The sequence below is a fragment of the Chryseobacterium sp. MHB01 genome (assembly GCF_034651565.1).
Lineage (GTDB): Bacteria > Bacteroidota > Bacteroidia > Flavobacteriales > Weeksellaceae > Chryseobacterium > Chryseobacterium nepalense.
In genome coordinates, this window is the sequence record NZ_JAYEDA010000003.1 from 1 (window position 1) to 25,698 (window position 25,698).

At 37.3% G+C, this 25,698-nt stretch carries 28 protein-coding genes; 5 read left to right on the top strand and 23 right to left on the bottom strand.

Annotated elements, in window-relative coordinates; all coding sequences use genetic code 11:
• Positions 1-252: 252 nt before the first annotated feature.
• Both U9K52_RS06190 and U9K52_RS06195 read left to right on the top strand, forming a co-directional pair.
• The gene (locus U9K52_RS06190; protein WP_002979276.1) at positions 253-1,119 is read left to right on the top strand and encodes a sigma-70 family RNA polymerase sigma factor; all 867 of its coding nucleotides are present in this window, start codon (positions 253-255) and stop codon (positions 1,117-1,119) included.
• Between the two features lie 86 nt (positions 1,120-1,205).
• Complete coding sequence (locus U9K52_RS06195) at positions 1,206-1,796, top strand: hypothetical protein (RefSeq protein ID WP_322925665.1); 591 nt, start codon at positions 1,206-1,208, stop codon at positions 1,794-1,796.
• Between the two features lie 134 nt (positions 1,797-1,930).
• Here U9K52_RS06195 and U9K52_RS06200 read toward each other — a convergent pair whose 3' ends face one another.
• From U9K52_RS06200 to kdsA, 3 genes are all read right to left on the bottom strand, one after another.
• Entirely contained in the window at positions 1,931-2,404 is a 474-nt protein-coding gene (locus U9K52_RS06200; RefSeq protein ID WP_322925666.1) for a DUF3347 domain-containing protein, read from the bottom strand.
• A 127-nt stretch (positions 2,405-2,531) separates the two neighbouring features.
• Positions 2,532-4,751, bottom strand: coding sequence for a TonB-dependent receptor plug domain-containing protein (locus tag U9K52_RS06205; RefSeq protein WP_312174102.1), 2,220 nt, complete (start codon positions 4,749-4,751; stop codon positions 2,532-2,534).
• Between the two features lie 117 nt (positions 4,752-4,868).
• Positions 4,869-5,678 (bottom strand): 3-deoxy-8-phosphooctulonate synthase, encoded by an 810-nt coding sequence (gene kdsA, locus U9K52_RS06210; RefSeq protein WP_322925667.1) that lies wholly within the window; start codon positions 5,676-5,678, stop codon positions 4,869-4,871.
• Between the two features lie 320 nt (positions 5,679-5,998).
• Here kdsA and U9K52_RS06215 point away from each other — a divergent pair, with 320 nt between their 5' ends.
• Positions 5,999-6,508, top strand: coding sequence for a pyridoxamine 5'-phosphate oxidase family protein (locus U9K52_RS06215; protein WP_263603135.1), 510 nt, complete (start codon positions 5,999-6,001; stop codon positions 6,506-6,508).
• 265 nt (positions 6,509-6,773) lie between these two features.
• Here the strand turns inward: U9K52_RS06215 and U9K52_RS06220 are convergent, their stop codons facing one another.
• From U9K52_RS06220 to U9K52_RS06290, 15 genes are all read right to left on the bottom strand, one after another.
• Positions 6,774-7,430, bottom strand: coding sequence for a DUF6766 family protein (locus tag U9K52_RS06220; RefSeq protein ID WP_322925668.1), 657 nt, complete (start codon positions 7,428-7,430; stop codon positions 6,774-6,776).
• Between the two features lie 10 nt (positions 7,431-7,440).
• Positions 7,441-8,964 carry an FAD-dependent oxidoreductase gene (locus U9K52_RS06225; protein WP_322925669.1) on the bottom strand — a complete coding sequence of 508 codons (1,524 nt, stop codon included), beginning with the start codon at positions 8,962-8,964 and terminating at the stop codon, positions 7,441-7,443.
• 21 nt (positions 8,965-8,985) lie between these two features.
• Positions 8,986-9,153, bottom strand: coding sequence for a hypothetical protein (locus U9K52_RS06230; protein WP_248393413.1), 168 nt, complete (start codon positions 9,151-9,153; stop codon positions 8,986-8,988).
• A gap of 16 nt (positions 9,154-9,169) precedes the next feature.
• Positions 9,170-9,922 (bottom strand): SDR family oxidoreductase, encoded by a 753-nt coding sequence (locus U9K52_RS06235; RefSeq protein ID WP_322925670.1) that lies wholly within the window; start codon positions 9,920-9,922, stop codon positions 9,170-9,172.
• A gap of 6 nt (positions 9,923-9,928) precedes the next feature.
• Positions 9,929-10,726 carry an SDR family NAD(P)-dependent oxidoreductase gene (locus tag U9K52_RS06240; RefSeq protein WP_263603140.1) on the bottom strand — a complete coding sequence of 266 codons (798 nt, stop codon included), beginning with the start codon at positions 10,724-10,726 and terminating at the stop codon, positions 9,929-9,931.
• A gap of 5 nt (positions 10,727-10,731) precedes the next feature.
• Entirely contained in the window at positions 10,732-11,232 is a 501-nt protein-coding gene (locus tag U9K52_RS06245) for a CinA family protein (protein ID WP_248393402.1), read from the bottom strand.
• Positions 11,233-11,565: 333 nt separating this feature from the next.
• Positions 11,566-13,707, bottom strand: coding sequence for a catalase (locus U9K52_RS06250; RefSeq protein ID WP_312174108.1), 2,142 nt, complete (start codon positions 13,705-13,707; stop codon positions 11,566-11,568).
• A gap of 133 nt (positions 13,708-13,840) precedes the next feature.
• Positions 13,841-14,473: a ferritin-like domain-containing protein gene (locus U9K52_RS06255; RefSeq protein ID WP_322925671.1), complete on the bottom strand. Its 633-nt coding sequence runs from the start codon at positions 14,471-14,473 to the stop codon at positions 13,841-13,843.
• Positions 14,474-14,548: 75 nt separating this feature from the next.
• A complete protein-coding gene (locus U9K52_RS06260; RefSeq protein WP_322925672.1) occupies positions 14,549-15,367 on the bottom strand; it encodes a KGG domain-containing protein in 819 nt (272 codons plus the stop codon).
• A gap of 214 nt (positions 15,368-15,581) precedes the next feature.
• Positions 15,582-16,196, bottom strand: a complete 615-nt coding sequence (locus U9K52_RS06265) for a Crp/Fnr family transcriptional regulator (protein ID WP_322925673.1) — start codon at positions 16,194-16,196, stop codon at positions 15,582-15,584.
• Between the two features lie 44 nt (positions 16,197-16,240).
• Positions 16,241-16,837 carry a Crp/Fnr family transcriptional regulator gene (locus U9K52_RS06270; protein WP_322925674.1) on the bottom strand — a complete coding sequence of 199 codons (597 nt, stop codon included), beginning with the start codon at positions 16,835-16,837 and terminating at the stop codon, positions 16,241-16,243.
• Between the two features lie 541 nt (positions 16,838-17,378).
• Positions 17,379-17,975, bottom strand: coding sequence for a Crp/Fnr family transcriptional regulator (locus tag U9K52_RS06275; protein WP_248393388.1), 597 nt, complete (start codon positions 17,973-17,975; stop codon positions 17,379-17,381).
• Positions 17,975-18,352, bottom strand: a complete 378-nt coding sequence (gene ytxJ / locus U9K52_RS06280; RefSeq protein ID WP_263603147.1) for a bacillithiol system redox-active protein YtxJ — start codon at positions 18,350-18,352, stop codon at positions 17,975-17,977. The genes U9K52_RS06275 and ytxJ overlap by 1 nt, the downstream gene beginning before the upstream one ends.
• Positions 18,349-18,810: a DUF1569 domain-containing protein gene (locus tag U9K52_RS06285; RefSeq protein ID WP_312174115.1), complete on the bottom strand. Its 462-nt coding sequence runs from the start codon at positions 18,808-18,810 to the stop codon at positions 18,349-18,351. The genes ytxJ and U9K52_RS06285 overlap by 4 nt, the downstream gene beginning before the upstream one ends.
• Entirely contained in the window at positions 18,804-19,340 is a 537-nt protein-coding gene (locus tag U9K52_RS06290) for a YfiT family bacillithiol transferase (protein ID WP_322925675.1), read from the bottom strand. The genes U9K52_RS06285 and U9K52_RS06290 overlap by 7 nt, the downstream gene beginning before the upstream one ends.
• A 156-nt stretch (positions 19,341-19,496) precedes the next feature.
• Between U9K52_RS06290 and pncA the strand changes: the two genes are divergently transcribed.
• On the top strand, positions 19,497-20,102 hold the full coding sequence (pncA, locus tag U9K52_RS06295) for a bifunctional nicotinamidase/pyrazinamidase (protein WP_072882881.1): 606 nt from the start codon (positions 19,497-19,499) through the stop codon (positions 20,100-20,102).
• A 68-nt stretch (positions 20,103-20,170) separates the two neighbouring features.
• Here the strand turns inward: pncA and U9K52_RS06300 are convergent, their stop codons facing one another.
• Together U9K52_RS06300 and gyrA are read right to left on the bottom strand one after the other, a co-directional pair.
• Complete coding sequence (locus U9K52_RS06300) at positions 20,171-21,205, bottom strand: tetratricopeptide repeat protein (RefSeq protein ID WP_248393380.1); 1,035 nt, start codon at positions 21,203-21,205, stop codon at positions 20,171-20,173.
• Positions 21,206-21,234: 29 nt separating this feature from the next.
• Entirely contained in the window at positions 21,235-23,814 is a 2,580-nt protein-coding gene (gene gyrA / locus U9K52_RS06305; RefSeq protein ID WP_248393377.1) for a DNA gyrase subunit A, read from the bottom strand.
• 148 nt (positions 23,815-23,962) lie between these two features.
• Here gyrA and U9K52_RS06310 point away from each other — a divergent pair, with 148 nt between their 5' ends.
• Positions 23,963-24,277, top strand: coding sequence for a DUF4286 family protein (locus U9K52_RS06310; RefSeq protein ID WP_248393375.1), 315 nt, complete (start codon positions 23,963-23,965; stop codon positions 24,275-24,277).
• A gap of 273 nt (positions 24,278-24,550) precedes the next feature.
• Here U9K52_RS06310 and U9K52_RS06315 read toward each other — a convergent pair whose 3' ends face one another.
• The 3 genes from U9K52_RS06315 to U9K52_RS06325 all read right to left on the bottom strand — a co-directional run bounded on the left by U9K52_RS06315 (position 24,551) and on the right by U9K52_RS06325 (position 25,635).
• On the bottom strand, positions 24,551-24,736 hold the full coding sequence (locus tag U9K52_RS06315) for a hypothetical protein (protein WP_248393373.1): 186 nt from the start codon (positions 24,734-24,736) through the stop codon (positions 24,551-24,553).
• Between the two features lie 132 nt (positions 24,737-24,868).
• Positions 24,869-25,381, bottom strand: a complete 513-nt coding sequence (locus U9K52_RS06320) for a DUF421 domain-containing protein (protein ID WP_263603150.1) — start codon at positions 25,379-25,381, stop codon at positions 24,869-24,871.
• 119 nt (positions 25,382-25,500) lie between these two features.
• Positions 25,501-25,635 (bottom strand): bacteriocin-like protein, encoded by a 135-nt coding sequence (locus tag U9K52_RS06325; protein WP_072882896.1) that lies wholly within the window; start codon positions 25,633-25,635, stop codon positions 25,501-25,503.
• Positions 25,636-25,698 lie beyond the last annotated feature (63 nt).

Here is a 25,698-nt window from a genome sequence, read left to right on the forward strand (position 1 = left end):
AGCTCCTAATAATAATAGAACAATTCTAAATTAAAAGCTCATTCAATTAAGGCTTAAAAAATAAAATTCCCCTGAATAACATTTCTAAAGTAATGCTGGAATTAAAATCGCCTTAAAGAGTGCAGAACGCATAATTTACAATTATTTTCCCAGATGTAATTTAATTCAATAAAAATTAATTGAAATATTTGTAACCTTTTGCTTATCTCCAACGTATAATAGTATAGAAACTCTTTTTTGAGGAAAAAATAGATGAGACAATTAAAAATCACTAAGCAGGTAACCAATAGGGAAACTGCTTCATTAGACAAGTATTTGCAGGAAATTGGTAAGGTTGAATTGATTACTGCGGATGAAGAAGTAGAATTAGCACAAAGGATCCGTGCCGGTGACAGAGCCGCGTTGGAAAAATTAATCAAGGCTAACCTTCGTTTCGTAGTATCGGTGTCTAAACAATACCAAAATCAGGGTCTTTCTTTACCGGATTTGATCAATGAAGGTAACCTGGGACTTATGAAAGCGGCAAAAAGGTACGATGAGACTAGAGGTTTCAAATTTATCTCTTACGCAGTTTGGTGGATTCGTCAGTCGATCTTACAGGCTTTGGCAGAACAGTCGAGAATTGTAAGATTACCATTGAACAAAATCGGGTCTATCAATAAGATCAACAAAGCTTACGCTCACCTTGAACAGGAAAATGAAAGACCGCCTTCACCGGAGGAATTGGCAGAAGTTCTTGATATGAGTGAGGAAGATATTAAGGAATCAATGAAAAATTCCGGAAGGCATTTGTCTATGGATGCACCTTTGGTAGAAGGAGAAGATTCCAATCTTTACGATGTATTACGTTCAGGAGAATCACCGAGTCCGGATAAAGATCTGATGCTTGAATCGCTACAGATTGAGATCGAAAGAGCATTAAATACACTTACACCGAGAGAAGCAGACCTGGTAAGGCTGTATTTCGGACTGAACGGCAAACATCCGATGACCCTTGAAGAAATCGGTGAAACTTTTGATCTTACGAGAGAAAGGGTTCGCCAGATCAAAGAAAAAGCGATCAAGAGATTGAAACACAACACCAGAAGTAAGATTTTAAAATCTTATCTGGGTAAATAATTTTTAAGTTAAATACATGGCGGAGCTTGATTTTCAGGCTCCGTTTTTTATTCATAATTTTAAAGGTTTAATTCCATTAAATAACCATGATAAAAAAACTGATAAACGCAGCTTTTATATTTTTAATTGTTTCTTGCTCAGACGGAAAAACTGATGGAACTCAAATGGTAGAAAAAGCAGCAGAAAATATAGAATCCGACTTTCCCATCAAGAGATTAAGAAATACTCAGGATATCCTGGACGGTATTTATACTGAGTATATTAAAAATAATAAGGATATGCAGAGCTTGGATTCTAAAATAGCGGATATTCAAAATGATAAACATCAGATCATGAAAATTTACAATGATGTAATCGTTAATTCTGAAAATTATTACGAAATCGCAGAATACAGAGCTAAATCGATTCGGGATTCTGGTACTAAAAAAGAAATACTGAGTCTTCTAAAAAATAGTGAAGAAAGTTATTTTCTTAAAACAAAAAGACTTAATGAATTGAAAAGAAAAATCAATCAGAATTATTTCGAAATCTATACTTGGTATGATGTCTTTAAAATCAGAAAAACTTTAGGAGAAATAGAAAAATATCAAAATGCACATCCTTTAGAAACGGACAGTCTTGAAAACTTTATCAGAAAGCAAAATGACATTATCAATAAACTGAAAACTTTAAAATAATTAAAATATAGTAACGGAGCTTGATTTCAGGTTCCGATTTTTATTGTAAAAAAATTAAATAATACTCTCTTTTAATATTAAAGCTTTTTATAATTTAACTACATAACTGCCATTCGATTAATAAATTAATTCATTCACTTAATCACCGACTTCACATTCCCGCACGACAACATTGATTTCCCGTAATACGGATTGATAATCTTTGATTCATCACTCAGCCAGCTTCCTTCAGCCATCGGACAATATTGGACGTATACCGGATTTTGTGATACTTTAAATTCTTTTGCCAGTGCTATCATTTGATCAGATAATTGATAAAAAGATTTTCTCTGAACTGAAATATTTTTGGAAGCTGCAATAGTTTTAGCGTCTTCTCTAAGCGTATTTAATTCTTTTTCAGAAATTATTTTATTATTGACTTCTGAAGAGGATTTAATAAACTGGGATGCCACTTTTGATGCTTTTTCAGCGTCATCGGAAGCCAGGGCTGTTTTAATGGTAATATAGTTTTGATACAACACGGAAACCTGTGCATTCTTTTTAGATTGTGCTGAAGCCGAAATTATGGAAAATACAGTTAATACAACTGCAATGACATATTTTTTCATTCCTTAAATGATAAATTATTAATGAACAAATATAAAAATATATAGGGTATTGTTGTTATAAAATTTTGTAAGGTTGTTACACAATTCAGAAAAAAAGAACCTCTTACCAGAAGTTCTTTTATATTCATTATTTGATTCTAAATTCAAGTTTTACATTGAAAAACCTTCCGGTAAGGCGTACCGGAACCGGATACATAAAATTGGTATTGGCATCCGTAATCCATTGGTTGGCCACCGTATTTCTGATATTAAAGGCATTAAATACCTGAACACCTAAAGTAAGTTCTTCAAAATTCTCCCAGAATCCATAAGTATTTTTCTTTTCTTTAGGATCAATAAATGCATAAGAAAGTCCAAGATCTACCCTTTTGTAAGATGGCAATGTCTTCTGATACTGATAGGGATCAGTAAGTATCGGTGCTCCCGTAGGAAGGCCCATTGCGTAGACAAGAGTTAAGTTAACACGCATAGCAGGAAATCTCGGCATATAATCCTGATAAAACATCGCAAACCTGAATCGCTGGTCTGTCGGTCTGGGAATATCCCCTTTCCCGTCGATATTTTCATATACTCTTGCATAGCTTGCAGACAGCCATGAATCTACACCCGGAACAAATTCCCCAAAAAGCCTGGTATCAATTCCGTAGGAATATCCTGAAGCATTATTTTTTCCTGTATACCGTATTCTTACATTGTCCATATAATAAGGAATCAGGTCATTCATTTTTTTATAGTACAGTTCTGTTGTCAATTTGAACGGCCTGTCATACATATAAAATTCATAGTCGTTGGCTAAAATAGCCTGTATGGATCGCTGAGATTTTATAGAAGAATTGAAGTTGCCTTCAAGGTCTTTAATTTCCTTATAGAAAGGCGCCTGATAATAAATTCCTCCCGAAAGTCTGAACAACATATCCGTATCCCAATCCGGCTTAATGGCAAACTGAGCTCTTGGAGAAAATATGGTTTCATTATTAAAACTCCAGTGGGCAACTCTAGCTCCGGCATTTACAAATACTTTATTGCTGCCCCAGAAAAATTTCTGGGAATATTGTGCATACGCAGACATCCTTGTAGGCTGGATATGGTTTCTGCCTGCAATATTGTACATCAGATTTAAGTCGCCTGCATTTCTGGGATCGATAAATGCTTCGTGCGGAAGACTGTATCCTGCAGAATCTACAAGCCGCCATTCATTGGTAAAATCTTTAAGATTTTCTTTTTCATATTTGAATCCTACTTCAACATCCGTATTCACGTTTGGTGAGAAGCGCGTCCTGAACTGTGCACCGTATGTTTTTACAAAAAGGTCATTCCGTGCATGCTCAATCTGCCCCCCTGCATCGTATGACGTTACCGGATCTCCGGTTACCGGATCAAAAGTCTGCAGAACGTACGCCGAAGCAATACTGTAATATTCTCTTTCACGGTTTTGATAAGCAAATGCATCAAGGGTAAATCGCCATTTGTCCGTGGGCTTGAAATTCAATGATGCGGTTCCCATCATATTTTTATACTTATCATCTTCACGACCTCCATAAGCAACATTCAGCTTGAGAGGCTGCTGCAGGCTTCCGAAATCCACTTCCCTTTCTTTAGGAATCATTTCATAATCATTATTAGAGTAGAATCCTATGAAAGACAGTGTTAACTTCGGACTGAAATGATAATTCAGATACGTCTGAAAATCCATATACTTCGGATTGAAGTCCGTATCCTCCTTTAATGTGTTAAGAACAAGATTGGTATTCCTGTACCGGCCTGAGAACAAAGCCGTTAATTTCCTATTTCCTTCCTTATCCTTTCCTGCGGCAAAACCTGTGGTAAGTCTTCCGCCGATTAAGCTTCCTTCACCAGAAACCTCGAATTTTTCAGGTTCACGGTAATAAATATTTAGTGCCGAAGACATCTTGTCCCCATATCTGGGTTCAAAGCCGCCGGCAGAGAAGTTTACCGTAGAAACCATATCCGGATTGATAATACTAAGCCCCTCCTGCTGAGAATTTCTGATCAGGAAAGGTCTGTAAATTTCAATATCATTGATGTAGATAAGGTTTTCATCGTAGTTTCCGCCACGAACCATATACTGTGAAGAAAGCTCCGTATTGGAGTTTACGGAAGGTAATGTTTTGATAATTCCCTCAATACCTCCGGAAATACTCGCAACATTCTGAGCATCTTTGGCCGATATTTTCACCGTAGTAAGGTCATTGGTTTTTCCTGTCACTTTTTTCTGAAACACCACTTCTTCAATATTAGCGGTTTTCATCGTATCCTTCTTTTTTCTTACCTGAGAGAATACTAATGCAGGAACCATAAGGCTCAATGGTAAAACTAGTTTTTTCAAAAGAAATGTTTTAAAATTTCAAACGTGAATATATAAATTTTATTTTAACTTATTTACACTTTGTTAACATTTATTAAGATCGCTTTAAATGTTATTTCAGTAAGGTAAAAATGCCAATTAAAGTATTGCTTCTCTTACCCGCGTTAATTTTTGTAACAGATCTTCCAAAAGGTCAAGTCTCAGCATGTTCGCGCCATCAGACAGAGCGGTTTCCGGTGTAGGATGTGTTTCAATGAAAATTCCGTCTGCACCTACCGCAATTCCGGCTTTTGCCACTGTTTCGATAAGATCCGGCCGGCCTCCTGTAACACCTGAGCTTTGATTAGGCTGCTGCAAGGAATGCGTAACATCAAGAATCACCGGGGCGTAATTTCTCATCGTCGGAATTCCCCTGTAATCTACAATAAGATCGGTATATCCGAAAGAATTTCCTCTTTCAATAATCGCCACTTTCTGATTGTCGGAATCTGTTATTTTTTGAACTGCAAACTTCATGGATTCCGGGGAAAGAAACTGTCCTTTCTTCAGGGTCACACATTTCCCGGTTTGTGCCGCAGCAACCAGCAGATCAGTCTGACGAACCAAGAATGCAGGAATCTGCAGTACATCTACATATTGTGCAGCCAAAGCAGCATGTTCATTTTCGTGAATATCCGTTGTTGTCGGAATATTAAAAGTCTCCCCTACTTTTTTAAGAATTTCCAGCGATTTTTCTTCACCAATTGTCGTGAAAGAATCTACCCTGCTTCGGTTGGCTTTTTTAAAACTTCCTTTAAAAATGTACGGAATATTGTATTTATTCGTAAGTTCCACAACTTTTTCGGCAATCTTAAGCGCCATATCTTCGCCTTCAATAATACAAGGACCTGCGACGAGAAAAAAGTTTTTTGAATCTTTGTGATGAATATTATCTAAGTATTGAATCATTTTCTTTAAATTAAAAGTTCAGTAAAAATACTGAGAAAGTTTCAGAATCAGAAATAATTTATATCAAATACTGAACTTCTTCCTGTTTATAAAAAATGCCTGAATCTTTTTCGATTAAAAACCTTTCTTCCTTTTCTATAGTCTGAAATTATTCGTGAATAAATTAATGCTTTAAAGCTAAATAGTTTAATTTTCTATACAGAAAAAGAGATTATTACAAGTGCTGTATTGTTTATAATTTTTGAATCGAGACGTCACTATGGTCGGATTTTTGAATAGTAAACTGTAATTTTTATCAAATCACTAAAATATATAAAATTATGTCAACAGAAAATCTTACTCACCAGGACGCTATTAAAAAAATCAAGGATTTATCCGAAAGTGCAAAAATCTGTATGTTTTGTACGGAGCTGGAGACGCTCCCTATCAATTCAAGGCCAATGACTCTTCAGGAAACGGATGACGAAGGAAATCTATGGTTTATCAGTGGTGATACAAGCAACAAAAATTTTGAAATCAAAGATGATAAAAGAGTTCAGTTGTTCTTTATGAATAACGGTGACTATCAGTATCTTTCGGTTTTTGGGAATGCTACTATTTACAAAGACCGTTCAACCATTGAAGATAAGTGGTCACCAATGGCAAAAGCATGGTTTGAGGAAGGAAAAGATGATCCTAATGTTTCCATTATCCGTGTAGAACCTACAGAATCTTATTACTGGGATACTAAAGTAGGCAAACTCGTAAGTCTTGTTAATTTTGTAACCGCTGCTGTTACCGGAAATACAACGGATAACTCAGATGGTGTTGAAGGAAAGGCTCAGGTTTAAATAACCTTCATAAAAGTTAATAAATAAACCCGTTGTGCATTTGGAAGAATTTGATAGTAGCTTCTTCAGTTCGAGTTTTTTTTCGCAACAAAGTGGAGAAAAAATGTATCGAGAATGGATTTATCTTCAAAATTAAAACTTTTCGATACGATTTTTTTCAAAAATCTACTCAAAGTGACGAAATGAATCAAAATACAAAACGGATTAAATACAATAAAGGCTGCATTAAAATGATGCAGCCCTTTTTTAATTAGAATTGAGGAAACTAAGGTGTTTCATTATGCGGCATATCCACCGGTTTGGATTCCGGAGAACCTTTTTCCCGGAGCCATATAGAGAGAATCACCAGTGAGGCCACGGCGAGAAATTCGCTTTGCCAGTTCTGGAAAGATTCAAACCAAAAACGGGATTCGGTGATATATTCTGTTGCAGTAGTCGTAGGTTTTTCTTTTGAGATCTGCTCTTCATTATAATCTTTCAGGCTTCCGTAAAAATGAAGTGAAAAACTGATGATAAACAAGAGAGCAAAACCCAGGGATAAAGAATGTTTATAAATCTTCAGCCAGATTCCGCCTTTTTTAACGGGCCATGGAGCATTAGCGTGAGGAACAGGCTCTTTGTCTACATCTTCCTCTCCTTCCAGTGATTTTGATTCACTTGAGCCTTTCTGACGAAGTGAAACCGTTAAAACAACATACAGCATCATCTGTAAAAATTCACTTTCCCAGTTTTCAAAAGTAGCCTGGATAAAATGTCCGCTGTGAACATATTGTCCGATACTTAATGCAGCCTCTCCGTTTTCAGCCAATTCTTTATTTTCTGTTTTCCAGCCCGTAAAAAATTGTGCAGCAAGACAGGAAATCATAAAGATAATCAAAACAATACTCAAACTGTTTCGATATAAAAACCCTTTTTTAGACATAACCTTATTGTTAATTTTCTGAATCTGTATCTACTCTCGGAAGATCTTTCACCGTAGGTCCGGTAAGAAGTTTTCCGTTGACGTTAAACCTTGAACCGTGACACGGACAGTCCCAGCTGAGTTCCGCGCTGTTCCACCGTACTTCACATTTGGCATGAGGACAGGTGCTTTTTACCAAATGTACTTTTCCGTTAGTTTCTTTATATAAAGCATAGGATTCACCTTCATATTTCACAACTTTTGCTTCACCCTCTTTTACTTCTGCCAACGAATTAATCTTTTCTGCAAAAAGTTTGTCTTTAATAAAGTCATAAGCGACCACTGCATTTTCTTTGACAAAATCGGCAAAGCCTGCAATAGGTTTTATTCTGGACGGGCTGAAAGCATTTTCGTATTTACTGCTTCCCGTAACAATAAGATCTGATAAAATCTGTGAAGAAATGGTTCCGAATATCATCCCGTTTCCTCTGAATCCGGTTGCCGTAAAAATCTTTCCGCTGCTTCCCGGAAGTTTTCCTATATACGGAAATCCGTCTACCGGTTCATAGTACTGGCTGGACCAGCTGTAATAAGCTGTTTCCACATCAAAATATTTCCTTACATAATTTTCCAGGCGCGAAAAACATTCGCCCGTATCTTCTTCGTGGCCGGTTTTGTGGTCTTCACCTCCTGCGATAAGCAGCGTCTGTCCGTCAATTTCCTGGGTTCTGTAATAATGGTAAGGATCGATAAGATCATATCCCAGATCATCAGGATAATTGCCGCTTTTCAGGCTGAAGGCAATAGCATAGCTTCTGTAAGGTGCATTGGTAATGTGAAGGACACTGAGTCCGGGTGGAATGTGGGTAGCATACACCACATTTTTAGCTTTGATTTCTCCTTTGGATGTTTCTAAGGCAACATAATTTTCCTGTTCATCGTGGCTTTCACAACGGCAGTCTTCCTGAATAATCCCGCCTAAACTGATGAATGCTTCACAAAGTCCTTTAATATATTTTATCGGATGAAACTGTGCTTGGTCAGGAATAGTCACCGCTTTTTTAAATGGTATCGGAAAAGGAATTTCATCTACATAATTCATGGTATGGCCTACTTTTTCGGCACCTTCCACAATATCGGCAAGCTCTTTCTCCTGTTTTTCGTCTAAAGCGAAGAGATAAGCGATCTTTCTCTGGAAATCGCAGTCTATTTGATATTGCTGTATATTGTTTTCTATAATTCGAATGGCTTCCTGACCTGTATCTGCCAGCAATTGTGCATTCTCCTGTCCGAAATCACTGATGGCCTGATTAAAGGTAGTATCAAAAAAATCATTAAGGTGTGCGGTTGTTCCGCCGGTTGTTCCGAAACCGATATTGGCAGCTTCCAGAAGAATGCATCTCTTTCCGGCCTGCTGCAGCTTTAAGGCAGTAGAAATGCCGGTGATTCCTCCACCAACTACTGCGACATCGTAGAGTTGCTGAAGGTCGGCATCCGAGGAAAATTTCCTGATTTCTTCCTGCCATATACTTTTTCTTGCCCCGTCTCTGTACATGATTTAGAATTTTGGTTAAACTTACTTGATCTGCAGTGTATCTTTTTCAGATGTACTGCCATTGTTTTTGTTGGTGCCGGAATTGTTTCCGTCATATTTATTTTTAGGTTCGTCTTCGTCAAAATCACATTTGCATGATGACAGTGCGAAAAGACTTATAATCCCCAGCAATAAAGCAGTAGTTTTCATAATTATTAGGTTTTGATTATCCGTTAACGACAATACCACCGTTTGGATGAAGTACCTGTCCCGTAATCTGCGCGCCGTCTTCACTTGCAAGAAACAAGTAGCTTGTAGCCACTTCTTCCGGTGTTGCATTTCTTTCGAAAGGCGGCTTGTTCGGATCGTCTTCTTCTTCCCCGAAAGTTTCTTTGGTTAATGGCGTGGCTACCGGTCCCGGAGCTACAGCATTGACGCGAATGCCTTTCGGTTTCGACTGTAAAGCCAAAGAGCGTGTAAACGAAACAATCGCTCCTTTTGTAGCCGAGTAATCCAGGAGTTCTTCATGTCCCTGATAGGCTACCGCGGATGTTGTATTGATGACAGAACTTCCCTGTTTTAAATGAGGAAAGACAAGTTTTGTCAAGAGGATCATTCCTATAATATTGGAATTGAACGTGGTTCTGATATTCTCTTCCTCAAGATCAACAATATTGTCCGATGGAATCTGGGTTCCCGCATTATTGACAAGAATATCAATTCCTCCAAATTCGGAAACTATTTTTTGGGTGGTCTCTTCACAGAATTTATAATCATTAACATCTCCCTTATAAATAGAAGCTTTTCTCCCCAGGTTTTTAATTTCTGATTTTACTTGTTCTGCATCTTCATCATCAGAATAATAAATAATGGCAATATCTGCTCCTTCTTTTGCAAAAAGTAATGCTACTGCCTTACCGATTCCGCTGTCTGCTCCTGTGATGAGTGCTGTTTTATTTTCTAATTTTAAATTTGCCATAATAATCTATTTTTCATTGACCGGTTTTTGCATTTCTCCCATTCTGTGTGCGGCCATGCTGTCTGTTGCAATATTGGACATGGCTACGGTGAGTTTATTTTTTAATCCCGAAACAACTTTGTCATCACCATTCATTAAGGCATTAAAACCATCAATAGCTACTTCTTCCGGTGATGCAAGATTGTCTTTATCTTCCAGGATCTTACTTTCATTCATATCTGCTTTATTGAAGAAATCGGTATCCGTAGGCCCGGGTAATAAGGCTGTTACTGTAATTCCGGTATCTTTCAATTCTTCCCTGATGGCTTCCGACCAGGATAAAATAAATGCTTTGGTCCCATGATACACCGAATGCCACGGACCCGGAGCCTTACTTGCAATAGAAGCCAGATTCAGGATCTTTCCGGAACCTTTCGGTAAGCGGTCTTTCAAAAACATTTTGGTCAAAATAAGGACAGAAACGATATTCAGATTAACAATATCTACTTCACGGTGCAGATCCGTATCCTGAAATTTTCCATAAACGCCCTGCCCTGCATCGTTCACAAGGATTGAAGGACTGATACCGTTTAATTTTAATTCAGAATATAAAGAATAGGCGTCTTCTTCAATAAAAAGATTTTTAGCGATGGTAATTACATTAATGCCGAAACTTTTAAATTCATCGGCTCTTGTTTTCAGCTCATCATGATTGCGGGCAACCATCACAAGATCATATCCATTGCTTGCAAACTGTTTTGCAAGCTCATAGCCGATCCCGCTGGTTGCTCCCGTAACCAGCGCATATTCATTTTTTCTGTTCATAGACCTTACTTTAGAATTAATAACTGATTGATCTCACTTTTAAAACATCCTAAAATAAATTCAGTATAATACAACTGGGCATTTAAGGCCTGTGTCTTAGGATGAAGTTCGAGCTTTTTCGTTAAAATAATCTCTCCTTTGTAAGAAAATGAAAAGAAGGCAAAAATTTTGTATGAAGAATTGCGTATAGGGGTACAATATCCTGTTGTTGCAATCGACCAGTCGGATTCGAAAAGTTTTGCAACATTGAGGGCCATTGTTTCAGCTATATTTTCTGAAACACAGTCGCATTCTTCTGCTTCATGCGCATCAACTCCCAATAACCTTACTTTTTCCTGCAAGGTGTATGAAGTAAGGCCGCCTTTGTAAAACATTGAAGCGTTGGGCATCTGTGAGAAAGCAAGCTGTAAACATCCTGAGGTAACGCTTTCTGCAACTGAAATCGTTTCATCAGTGGTCATTAATGACTGGCTGATATACTCCAGAAGATTTTTTTGAAATTCCATAATTCTAATATTTAGTGTGTTAGTGTGTATTTTTTTTTAAGACGTGAAGTCTTACGGGGATCAAGGACCTCTTTTACATCCGTCTGCTTTTATCAAAGATTTCGTATCCTTTTGAAACCTCTTCAAGTGAAAGCTGATGGGGATAATATCATCCAGTTTTACTCTGCCGCTTTGCACATGATCCATCAATTCATCAATAATTGCATGAACGTTGCACTGGCCGGCCTTGATAGTAATACTTTATCAAAAATCTGTCCAAGTTTGAAATTATCATAATTTACCGGATAAACATCTAAAATTGGACGATACCTCCCCTTCTTACTGCCTTCCTAATTATTTTCTGGCATTTCTTTCTATTTCAAGATCCCAGACTCTGTGATTTGCAATTGCTGTAATAAATTTATCTGCAGGATTTTCATCTTCAGCGATAACGATAGCAGGATCGATATGATCTTTCATGCTTATATTACTGTTCATATATAATGGTTCGGTCCCTTCGCCAAAATAAATGGCTTTACAGTGTTTGTATGCTTCGTTGATATAATTCAGAGCAGGCTGCTTGTTTTCGGGAGTCAGTAATTCTTTGGTGGAATTTTCTCCTGCCGCAATGTAAAGAGCATCAAAGGAAACGCTGGAATTGCTTGTTAAAGAATGTTTCGGAATAAGTGATGAGCCGTCACTTACCTTTACGGGAGCCATACTTGTTCCGATGATCTCTACCACTGCATTTTCTGCTTCCAGCTGAGTTTTTAAATCATTAATTGCTGCTGCATCTGCCCCGTCTCCCATAATAAAGCCGATCTTTCTGCCCATAATGGTATCTTTAACGGTATTCTGCATGCTTAATGCTTCTGAAATTTTGGTTTCAGGTTCTCTTTCTTCGCTTTGTAACGTTGAAGGATCTGCGTCTGCAGGAATACTTTGATTCGGGAAGTTGAGTTCTTTTACTTCAACCCCTACTTTAGCCGCAACTTTTGAAGCAAGATCTTTATCAACAAAGGCAAGCTGGCTTACCATTCTCTCTCTGATTGCAGGGATGGTCACTTTTGAAAGCTCAAAAATCAGTGCATTCTGCAAGTGCATTTTTTCCGGCATCGACTGGCTATTGTAGAATAATTTGGCTTGTGAATAATGATCTACAAAGCTTTTGCTTCTTTCTCTTACTTTAGCTCCGGAAACTCTTGCTTCCTGGGAAACAAAACCTCCTTCTTTCATCATTGCCTGGAAAGGACATCCTCCGCCGATTGAATTCGGTTCATAGCTTACTTTTCCTTTTGCGATCTGTTGTCTCATATAACCATCTCTCTGGTTATTATGAACAACATTTACGGATCTGTTGATCGGGATTTCATGGAAATTAGGACCACCTAATCTGATAAGTTGTGTATCGGTATAAGAAAACAGTCTTCCCTGAAGGAGCGGATCATTAGTGAAATCAATTCCGGGAACCACATGTCCGGGATGGAAAGCAATCTGTTCCGTTTCAGCAAAAAAGTTTTCCGGATTTTTATTTAATGTTAATGTTCCGATAAGCTGAACCGGAACTTCTTCTTCGGGTACAATCTTAGTAGGATCAAGAAGGTCGAAATCATATTTGAATTCATCTTCTTCAGGAATCAGCTGTACTCCGAAATCCCATTCCGGGAACATCCCGTTTTCAATAGATTCCCAAAGGTCTCTTTTGTGGAAATCAGGATCAACTCCCGAGATTCTCTGAGCTTCATCCCACGCTACGGAATGTACTCCTAATTTCGGTTTAAAATGGAATTTCACAAAGTGTGCTTTTCCTTCATCATTAATTAATTTAAAGGTATGAACTCCAAATCCTTCCATTCTTGAAAAACTTCTCGGGATTGCCCGGTCACTCATCAGCCACATGATCATGTGCATGCTTTCGGGCATTAAAGAGATAAAATCCCAGAAGGTATCGTGTGCAGACTGCGCCTGCGGTATTTCGTTGTGAGGTTCCGGTTTTACGGCATGTACAAGATCCGGGAATTTAATAGCATCCTGAATGAAGAATACAGGCATATTATTGGCGACAAGATCATAATTTCCTTCATCAGTATAGAATTTTACGGCAAATCCTCTTACATCCCTTGCAAGATCAGTACTCCCCCTGCTTCCGGCAACCGTTGAAAATCTTACGAAAACAGGAGTTTCTTTTCCGACTTCGGATAAGAAATTGGCTCTTGTGAATTCTGCGAGGCTTTTGGTAAGTTTAAATACGCCGTGTGCTCCTGATCCACGTGCATGAACTACTCTTTCAGGAATTCTTTCATGATCAAAATGGGTAATTTTTTCTCTTAAAATAAAATCTTCAAGCAAAGTAGGACCTCTGTCTCCCGCTTTCAGGGAATCCTGATTGTTATTGATTTTCAGCCCCTGATTGGTCGTCAGCTTTTCATTTTCATTGGATGTCATGTGAGCTTCCAGCTGGTTCAGTTTTTCGTTGTTCGGTTTGTTGTCTTTCATAATTCTTTATATTTGGTGTGGTATTTTTTAGTTTAAATAAACTATTCAGAAATAATAGAATTTTATCATTAGCTATTTTTAGATTTAAGAAAAGCCATACAGAAAGCTCCATATGGCTGATATTATTGTATGATTAATCTTCCTGTTCCGCATCAAAATTGATGAAGGTTTCAGCGATTTCCGTCAGTTCATAATCGGTATCTTCTTCTTCCTGTAATGTTTTTTCAAGCAGGTCTGCCGCTTTATCATGCCCCATGGTAATAGCCAGCTGTGCCAGTCCGCCATAGGTTGCGATCTCATAGTGTTCAACTTTTTGTGCAGCGATAATTAAGGCAGCGTCCCGTGTCATGGAACCTTCTTCCGTGGATTTGATGATTTCTTCACCTTCTTCGATGATTCCTTTTATAGCCTTACATTCTTTTTTCTCAGGCGTTTCATTAATCAGTTTGAAAACTTTTTCAAGTCTGCTTACGTGTTTCCGGGTAAGCAGCTGGTGATCTTCAAAAGCTTCTTTCAGCTCGTCGGTGGTAGCTGCTTCCTGCATTGTTCCCAACGCTTCAATGATCGCGTTTTCTGCATAATACACATCTTTCAGTGCAGAAACGAAGAATTTGTGTAATGGAGAGTTTTGCATCTCATTTTGATCTACGGTAGCATTGTCTACCGAAGCTGTTTTTTTTGATGAACCTGTTGATCCAGTGGTGGTGGATGATGTCCCAGTACCGGTAGTACTGTTATCTTTATTATCTAATGTTTTTGTTGCCATAATGTGAATGTGGTGTTTGATTTTAAAAGATTACCCCTTTAAAAAATTAATAAAGAGGTAATCATGGAAAAAGAATTATGAATTATTACGTCTGCCTCCAAATCCGGATCTGCCCGAACCTGAAGATCTTCCGCCGCCGTGAGAGGCCTGTCCGCCCATGCGAGCGATTCTTGTACGTTCTGCCTTACTCATGGAAGCAAAACCTCTTCTTGATGATCCGTTACCAGAACCTGAATTGGAACCTCGACCTGAACCGCCATTATTTCCTGATCTTGAGCCGCCTCTGCCGCTACCTGATCCTGATCTGCCTGAACCGGAATTTGAGCCGGATCCCGATCCTGAAGATCTTCCACCTCCGTTCCTGCTTCCTCTTGGCCTGCCCGGATTATCATGTCTGTGATCATAGTTATCACTGTTTGAGTTTGATGAACCTGAAGATCTGCCTCTTCCTCCTGATCTTGATCCTCCGGAACCTCCTGAATTTCTTCCTCTTCCCGATGATCCTGATCCTGATCCAGAACCACGTCCTGATCCTCCACGAGAACCGCCTCTACCGCCTCCGGAAGTAAATCTTCCCTGGCTGTCTCTCTGCTGGTTTCCGTTTCCTGATCTTCCTCTGCCTCTTCCTCTATTATCGTCGTCATCGTCATCGTAGTCTTCATCGTCATAATCTTCATCATCGTAATCTTCATCATCATAGTCTTCATCGTCGTAATCTTCGTCTTCATCATCATCTTCGTCAAAGTAATCTTCATACTCTGAGAAATCATCATCATATTCTTCGTCCTGTGACGCATCGTTATAACCATGGTCATAACCTAACTGATAAATTTCTTCGAGATTGCTTGATGAACCGGAGTTTCCTCTACGATTTCTTGAATTTCTAGTGTTCATAACTGAATTTTTTATATTAATATTATAGTGATGGTATTGCCGGCCGTGACTAGTATTAGACAGCAATGAGTTTTTGGTTAATTTACATGAACATAAAAGCTAAAGAGCTTAAGATGTACCCAGTACGAGGCTTTAAGAATATGGATGAATTAATTAACTCAAATGTACGTTAGAATATATCACCATTTTATGACCCAAATCATGTTGAAAGATATTAATATAAAATTTTTCGGTCTTTTATGGTAAGTTTTCCCTGTTTTTCCATTTTTTTCAGGGTTCTGATTACGGTTTCCACCCTAAGCCCGGTAAGATTGGCAATCTGTTGTCTGGTGAGTTCTACAGGGAAACATTGCCCGCAATCTCCGTCGTGATAGCTTTTAAGGTAATTGAGTAATCCTTCCAGGCGGATAATGGGGTTTTGTGAAGACATGTTTTGCAACATAATGGCCTTGAAATATAATCTTTGCGATAAGCAGGCATTCATTTCAAGGGATACATCGGGATTGTTTTTAAGAAGATTAAGAAAGTTGCTTTTGGAAAGTCTTATGAGCTCTGCATCAGCGATGCAAACAGCATTCATTACATAGAAATTTTCAACAAAAATCATGGCATCCCCGAAGCTTTGCTTTTCACCGACAATATTATGGATGAATTCCTTTCCTTCTTCGTTACAGCTGTTTAGTTTTACCTTTCCTTTAACAACCTGATAGTAATAAGCCGCATGGTCACCTTCTCTGTATATCATCTCATTATGCCTGTACAATTTATTTTCGGCACCGTATGAGAAGAGGAGCTCAGGCTCGATATTCATGCAGCTGACTGTTTTCATTTTTTAAAGTTTTTAAGATCGTATTAAATTAAAAAAAATTAGATTTAATACAAAATTTTCCGGTCTTTAATCTTTACAATTTTATCTCTTTCCATGATTTTAATGGTTCTGATAGCTGTTTCTACACAAAGACCTGTAAGACTTGCCATCTGTTGTCTTGTAAGTGGGATCATGAAAGAGTATGGTGATTGATTTTCCTGAAAACTTTTCAGATAATCCATTAATACCGTAAGTTTTGCTGTTGGGTTCTGGGATGATAGATTCTGTGCCATAATCAGCTTGAAATAAAGCTTCTGAGAAAGTGTTTTATTCATTTCAAATGAAATCTCAGGATACAATTTAATCAAATCAAGAAAAACTGTTTTAGGCAGCCTTTTGACAGAACATTTTGTAATGGCAACAGCATTGACAGGATATACTTTGTCAATAAAAAGTAATGATTCTCCTATACTTTGACCTTCTTCCAAAAGAGTCTGTATGATCTCTTTACCATCGTCGCTGTAATTATTCAGTTTTGCCTGGCCTGTTATGATCTGATAATAATATTTTGGCACATCTCCTTCGTTAAAAATAATTTCTCCAGGCTGGTAATGCCTGATAATTGCGCCTACCGAATGCAGAACTTCTTCTTTAATAACCATGTTAGCTGTTTTTAAATGTTAAATAGTAAGCATTCCTAGTAAATAGTATTGGTTAGTTCATATTAATATGAATGCAAATTTTGAACCTTATTGCATTTTGTTTAATCAATTTAATTTATTAATGTTTATGTTTTAATTTTTAATATCTATTTTCAATATAAAAATTATTAATTGTCAACATCATTAACTATTTGACATTATTAAATTCAATAATGATTTTTTGATATGTACCTACAAAAAAGCCGTTTACTAATAAACGGTTAATTTTTTATCAGAATAGGTATATTTTTTATCAGCTGTTTAAATAACAGTTGGTAGAATGGCTAGTAGTGATTATTGTTAAAGTAATTTGCAATCTTCAGGATTCTGTCCGGAATCCGTTTGCAGTGATAAGCCGAATATGCTCTGGAATTTGTAAATTTCATAATATTATATTTTGGTGTGTCTTTCAAAGTTAAATATATTCTATTAGAAAAAACATGATTATGATCATAAAAAAAGACCGATAGCTAGCTATGGTCAATTTCAATATTTTAGTAATCTATTTGCTGTCCGGAACAAAATTCTTTCTTGCAAGTTCCTTTCGTACACGGCTCAGACTTTCGGGAGTAATTCCCAAGTAAGAAGCAATCATCCATTGTGGAACTCTCATCAGCAGGTCCGGATACATTTTTATAAATTTCATATAGCGTTCTTCAGCGGTTTCTCCTAATAAAGAATTGATTCTGTCCTGAAGGCTTTTTATATGTTTCTGGAGAAGAATATCGCTTTTTTCAAGACTGTTGGGGAACTCACCAATCAGCTTATTGATAAAATCAGGATGGAGGAGCAAAACTTCCGAATCTTCTACCGCTTCTATATAATAAATGGATTTTTCATTGAAATAAAGACTGCTACGGTCTGAAATAAGCCAGCTTTCCGGAGCAAACTGAATAATATGTTCTTTGCCGTTTTTATCAATAGAATACATTTTGAGCAATCCTTTTTCAACAAAATAAATGTATCTGCATATTTCGCCGTACTGCAAAAGAAACTGGTTTTTAGGTATTTTCTTTACTTCATAATGCAGACTACACAGATTCACTTTTTCTAAAGGAACGTCCAGAACTTTGGATAAATAATTATTGATATTCTTCATTATACGATTTGGTCTGCCGATATATGTTGATGCGAAGCATTGCTGATCACTGTTCCGTTTTCAATCACCAGTAACTGGGGACTTTCATGTCTTATACCAAGATCCGAAGCTATTTTATTGGATAAGTCCCTGTGGGCAAGCAGATCCAAAAAATACAAGTCCGGTTTTTGGTCTGAGTTTTCAATTTCTTTTTCAAAATTCCTTAAAACCGTTTTACTGATAAAACAGCTTGTGGAATGTTTGAAGATGGCAATCTTCCTGGTGAAGGAATGTTCGATTGCTTTTTTAAGATTCTCTTCAGATTCTATATATTTCCAGAGCTGATTCTTTTCAGAACCTTCTTCTTTTCCACCGAATATTTTGTCAAAAAAACTCATACCTTAAATTGTTTTAGATGATGATGAAGATGTTTATATTCCAGAAATCCCCAATCTTTTTCTTTCATTAAACCGAAAAGAACATGGCGTCCCGGGAGATTATTATTCTTGTAACATGTGCTGTATTCTTCAAGCGTTTGCAGAAGGTTTTCTTTTTCTTCTTCAAAATCACATTCAAAATTAATAATAAGTTTTTGAAAAGTAGGCATATTTCTGGGAATTCCGTTATTAAAAACCTGAATCTCCCACTTGGTGATCTTTCCAACCATTGCAAACAAACGGTTAATTTCCGGAAGTTTTATTTTCCCGAGCGGAACCTGAAGCACATGATTACAGTGTCTCATCATCTGGCAGACATTCATTTTGCCCCACAGCGCACGGGAATTTTTGTCCAGAAGATGAATTCTGTTTATGATTTCTTCAAAACATTCAGGGTTATGAAGGCTTTTTTTTACCACCCTTTTTCTTTCTTAAGATTTTCGATATGAGCAAAATGATGGTTGCAATGCCAGGCGTACAAGGCAAGGCAATGTCTTAAATCATAGTTTTTGTTATGTTCCGGATGATGAAAGGTTCTTTCAAACTGCTTGTTGGTCATACTTTTCAACAATGTTGTCCACCTTTGATGGGTCCCTCTGATGATTCTCATGGCAGGTTTTACAGGCATATTCAGGCTGTCCTGAAGTTCTGCCCATTTCGCTTCGTCATAAGGTTTTATTGTAGGATTTTCTTCTGTAAGCGCCAGTTTGAATCGGATGAAACTGTTGATATGGCTGTCTGCAATATGGTTTACCAGCTGTCGTACGGTCCAGCCTCCTGGTCTGTATTGGGTGTCAAGCTGATCATCGGAGAAGTCTTCAATCAGGTTTTTAAGTTTTCCGGGAAAATCTTTGATGACTTTTATATATTCGTCGAGTGTAATATCACAAATATTTTCAGGTACTTCAAAGGTACCTATCGGGAACTTTTTTTGTTCAATATCGTTCATTTTTTTATTGAGATTTAAATCGTTTTAATCACCGATTGTCCTGAAGTCCCGGAATGTAGAGAATTTCATAAATGTCTATTTGTCCGATAAATCTGATTTGGATGACTATTTGCTGTTTGTTTTTGTAAATTTATCAAAAATTCGAGAATTCTAAATATGAAAAAAGCGTTAATAATCGTAGATGTGCAGAATGATTTTTGTGAAGGCGGCGCACTGGCGGTTCCGGGAGCCAATGAGGTAATTCCGTACATCAATGCCCTGATGGAAGAAAATGAATACGATCAGATTGTTTTGACACAGGACTGGCATCCTGCTAATCATAAAAGTTTTGCCAGCAATAATGGCAGAAAAGTAGGAGAAAGTATTATTTTAAACGGTGTTCCGCAGTTCATGTGGCCGGACCACTGTATTCAGGGAACTTTTGGTGCAGAATTTCACAAAGACCTTAACAGAGATAAAGTTACCCACATTATCCAGAAAGGAAAAAATGTTGAGATTGACAGCTACAGCGGTTTTCAGGATAATAATCATTTCATGAAAACCGGACTTGATGATTTTTTGAAATATCATGATATTCAGCTTCTGGAGATTGTTGGCCTTGCTATGGATTACTGTGTAAAATATACATGTACTGATGCTGTAGACAACGGATATGTTACTTGTCTCCATTTTAACGGAACAAGAGCTGTGAATGTAAAGCCGGATAACGGCAGAGATGCAATCTATGATATGATTCAGAAGGGAGTAACTGTTCTCGGATAATTGAGCTCGTATTTAATCCCTGATTTAAACATAAAAAAACCGAAACAATGTTGTTTCGGTTTTTCTATTTATTTTGCCTGTTTGGCCTGAAGTTCAGCTTCTTTAGCTTTCATTTCATTAGCTTTAGCTGTATTTTTTGTTGTGTTGTAGACATCTTTCATAGTCTGAACAGCTGTAAGGTCATTCGGCATTGCCTGCAACCATTTTTCTCCGTATGGTAATGCTTTGCTGAATCTGTCCTTTCTTGCTTCAATAAGCTTTGTTGCTTCGTCTGGTTTTGTTTTTCTTAATGCATTGATTTCATTCACTGCTTTTTCATCATCACCAATTACGGCGTAAACAAGATTCTGGTAAGCATTTCCAAAGTCCGGCTTCAGTTCAATAGCTTTTTGTAATGAAGTAATAGCCTCATTTACCGTCGCTGGGTTTTTAGACTGAAGAACTCCTAAGTTATACCAGTTGGTAGCATCATTAGGATTTTTAGCCAATTGATCCTTAAGATTCTGCATAAACTGATCTGTCTTTCCGGATGCATACAATGCAGTTCCCTGATATTCTTTTAATTTAGCATTATTGGGAAACTTTGCCAAACCTTTCTCAATGATAGTCAGTGCTTCATCATTTTTCTTGGTATTCAGTAAAATCGTTGCTAAAGTTTCATAAAGATCAGATTCTACACTAGGCGATTGTTGAGTTTTGAAGTCAGAATAATCTTTGGAAGCTGTTTTCTTCAGTATTTCCCATGTTTTCTGATCATAACTTGACACCTGTCCTGTTTTATTATCTTTTGCAGTATAGGTTGTTTCAACGCCGGTATAGCCAGAGTTGATAAGATCGGTATATATTTTTGAAGCCTGCGGATAATCATTTGCCAAAGCATAATTAAGTCCTGCGTAATACATATATACTTTATTGTCCTGTCCATTCGATTTAAGTAAGTTGTAAACTTCCATAAACTTAGGAGCCGCTACAGCATAGTTTTTAGCATTATATGCATCCATTGCTGTTTTGTTAGCCTCTTGTAGCTGAGCGTTCACATCTCCTTTTTGTGCGAAAACAAAAGCTGATGCTACGATAGCCATCCCTAAAATTAGCTTTTTCATAATCACTATTTTATATTAATTATACAATTTTATTCTTCCGAATCAGAATTCTCACTGTCTTCTGCATTATGATCTGTCTGCGGAGCTTCTGTATCGTTTTCGTGGTTATCAGCTACTGTTCCTTCTATTTCTTCATTCTCTTCAGAATCTTCTACTTCTTTATCCATTGCTACTTTTGCAATAGCAGCAATTTCATCATTTTTCTTAAGGTTGATCAATCGTACACCCTGGGTATTTCTTCCCATTACTCTCATTTCATCCATTCCCATTCTAATGGCAACTCCGGATTTATTAATGATCATTAATCCGTCTTCATCCGTTACATTCTGGATGGCAATCAGATTTCCTGTTTTTTCAGTAATATTTAAAGTGATAACTCCTTTTCCCCCTCTATTGGTAATTCTGTAATCTTCTACGGCAGTTCTTTTTCCGTATCCTTTTTCAGATACTACCAGAACGGTTTCTTTTTCTACATCATTTACCACAATCATTCCGATTACTTCATCATCATCATCCATTGCAATTCCACGTACCCCGATAGATCCTCTTCCTACTTCTCTTACTTTTTCTTCCGGGAAACGGATACATTTACCATTTTTAGTAGCAATCATAATCTGTGATGTACCATTGGTAAGATAAGCCCCTAATAGCTGGTCATTATCACGGATTTCGATAGCATTAACCCCGTTTACTCTTGGTCTTGAATACGCTTCCAGTGATGTTTTCTTGATGGTCCCGTTTTTAGTAACCATTACTACACTCATTTGGTTTACATATTCAGAATCTTTAAGGTTATTGGTTCTGATGTAAGCTTTAATCTTATCATCCGGTTCGATGTTAATCAAATTCTGAACCGCTCTTCCTTTTGCCGTTTTGGAACCTTCAGGAATTTCGAATACTCTTAACCAGTAACATCTTCCTTTTTCTGTGAAGAACAGCATATACTGGTGATTGGTTGCAGATACGATATACTCAAGGAAATCAGAATCTCTTGTTGTTGCCGCTTTGTTTCCTACACCTCCCCTGCTTTGAATTTTGTATTCTGAAAGCGAAGTTCTCTTGATATATCCGGCATGCGAAATGGTAAGTACTACAGATTCATTAGGAATAATATCTTCGATAGACATTTCACCTCCCGAATAATCAATTTCGGTTCTTCTTTCGTCACCATATTTTTCCTTAACTTCAATTAATTCATCTTTGATGATCTGGAATCTTCTTGGTTCATTAGCCAGAATGTCCTCAAGATCAGCAATTTCTTTCATAATCGTATCGTACTCATCACGGATCTTATCAAGCTCCATTCCTGTAAGACGGGCAAGACGTAAATCAAGAATTGCCTGCGCCTGGATCTCAGAAAGCTCAAAGGCCTCTATTAATCCTTCTTTTGCAGCCTGCGGATTAGCAGAGTGACGAATGATAGAGATGGCTCTGTCTAGTGAATCCTGTGTTCCGATCACTTTCATGAAACCTTCCAAAATATGAGCTCTTTCTTTTGCTTTTCTAAGCTCAAATTGGGTTCTTCTTACGATTACTTCATGACGGTGCTCCACAAAATGGTGGATGATGTCTTTCAGATTCAGCTGCTCCGGTCTCCCATGTACCAGCGCAATATTATTAACACTGAAAGAAGTCTGAAGTGAAGTATATTTATATAATAAGTTTAAGACAACATTCGGAATTGCATCATTTTTTAATTCATAAACAATACGAAGTCCTCTTCTGTCTGATTCATCTCTGATTTCGTAGATTCCCGGGATTTTTTCTTCCTTCACCAGTTCTGCCGTTCTGGCAATCATTTCGGCTTTATTTACCTGATAAGGAACTTCATTTACAATGATTGCATTTCTGTTTCCTATCTCTTCAAAAGCAACTTTAGCACGAAGGACTACTCTTCCTCTCCCGGTGTGGAATGCATCCCTTACGCCGTCGTATCCGTAAATGATACCTCCTGTAGGGAAATCCGGAGCAATAATATGCTGCATCAGTTCATCAATAGTGATCTCCCTGTTATCGATGTAAGCACATATAGCATCCACCGATTCCGATAAATTGTGTGGTGCCATATTGGTGGCCATCCCTACCGCAATACCGGAAGTTCCGTTTACTAAAAGATTGGGGATTTTAGAAGGTAAAACCGTTGGCTCCTGCAAGCTGTCGTCAAAGTTATTCTGAAAATCAACCGTTTCTTTGTCTAAGTCTGAAAGTACTTCATCAGAAATCTTTTTTAATCTTGCTTCGGTATAACGCATTGCTGCCGGCGGATCACCATCCATTGAACCGAAGTTACCCTGCCCGTCTACCTGAGGATAACGAAGGCTCCAGTCCTGAGCCATCCTTACCATTGCATCGTATACAGAAGAATCTCCGTGAGGGTGATATTTACCTAAAACGTCTCCAACAATTCTAGCAGATTTTAAATATTTTCTATTAGAAAAAACCCCTAATCCATACATACCGTAAAGTACTCTTCTATGAACGGGTTTCAAGCCGTCTCTCACGTCAGGTAACGCCCTTGAAACGATAACAGACATCGAATAATCGATATAAGACGACTTCATTTCATCAACAATATTGATGGGAATCAGTCTTTCTCCTTCTTTTTGCATAAACAAATTTTATTATAATGACAGTCAGACCCTTAGCTGTATGTCTGAAAATTATTTTTTTTGAATTTTTATTAACGGGCTAATTTACGAAAAATTTGCCGATTTTTGCCGTAGAATTTTACTCAAAATATTAAAAAAATCATAAAATATGAGCGTATTAAGCATAACTTTCCACTGTACGAAAAACAATCTGGAAGAATGGGAAAATTATATCGATGAAACATTGATTCTGATGGCAGAAAATTTACTGGATGTCAATAAATATATCCTGTCTGAGGTGCATAGTGATTATATTGATGAAGGGAAAAATTATAATCTCTTGCTGGTTTTTGATAATGATGATCTAAGGGAAGACTTTGTACAAAGCGAACTTAAGAATATTGCAGAACGTGTAGAAGCCAGGTTCGGAACGGAAGTAATGATTTTTAATACTTTTTTGAATCCAAGAAAGACAAGATTTTAAATATAAATAAAAGCCCGGAAAATTTCCGGGCTTGTTTTTTTATCGTCTGTGCGGTGGTTCTGGCGGCCTTGGCGGAGCCGGTGGTCTTGGAAGACATGAAGAAAGCGCGGCAAACAGCGCCAGCGCCAATAACATTTTGGATAAATTTTTCATAAAAACAGTTTTTGTGATTGATATATAGGTATCAAGCGGAATGCCAAATTATAAAGCAACTGAAACACAACTAAACGACAAAGCACCGGATAATCCGATGCTTTTTATTTTTTTTCATTTTCACCTGTGACGTCCATGTCCTCTGTGATGCCCGTGGCCAGGACCATGTCCTCTTTTCTCGTAGATATACACTTTCTTTGCATGTCCCGGGGGCATCCCTCTTCTACCATGATGTTCATGAACAATACATGAAGTCATCATCATCATCACTGTTGTCACTCCAACAATTTTAATCAATCCTTTCATTTTTTCACTTTTCAAATTCAGGTTAAGGCAACAATGTTAATGCCAAAAAAAAATGATTTTATGTTAAAAAATGATAAAAACCTTTGTTAAACAGTCTTTACAGGCAATATTACCTGAAAACAAAAAATAGAATTAATGATATTTTCGCTTATATTTTCTTTTAATTCTTGAATAGTGTGTTTGTTTGCTATGCTCATCCTCGGAGATTACACTAATATTCCCATCAACTTCAAGAACAGATAGTTTTACATTCTCAATGCCGTCTACTCCATGTTCCCTCACCGCTTCATCTAGTTCGCTTCTGCTAATTTTCACCCTATTTAAAGCTTGTTCATCCACTTTACCATCTTTTACAAGAATTACCGGATCATCTTCCAGGAAACTCTCGAATTTCCTGTTGGAAAACATAAAACGCTTAACAATAAAATTCGCAATAAAAAGAACAAGTGCAGCTATAAGTCCTCCCTGTAGCGAGGTGTTTTCCCCCACCATTGCGTTTTGTACTGCGTTGGAAATAAGCAGCAGCAGGACAACATCGCCGGCATTAAGCTGTGAAAGCTGATTTTTACCAAAAAGACGGATTGCGATTACCATGAAAAGATAAACACAAAGTGAGCGTAGAACGACATCTAAAATGGGATTCACTACAATTTAATTATACAATAAATGTAACAATTTTTGCGTATAATTTGAAAAAATGAATAAAAGTAAAGATTAGAATGGTCTATAGAAAATAAAAAAACCGCTTAAAGCGGCTGTAAGTATTAAGGACATTGTGAAATTTGAGCTTCACTGCAGACAAGCTTATTTAATCTTTCGCAGTACACACAATATTGTTTTGGCTGCCCTCCGTACACGGATTTAAGTTCCGTCTTTGTTAGTTTCTTTAAATTTTTCATATCGTTTTAATTTTGTTGGTTCAATATAGAACGAAATTTATTCTAGATTATTACAGATTTTCA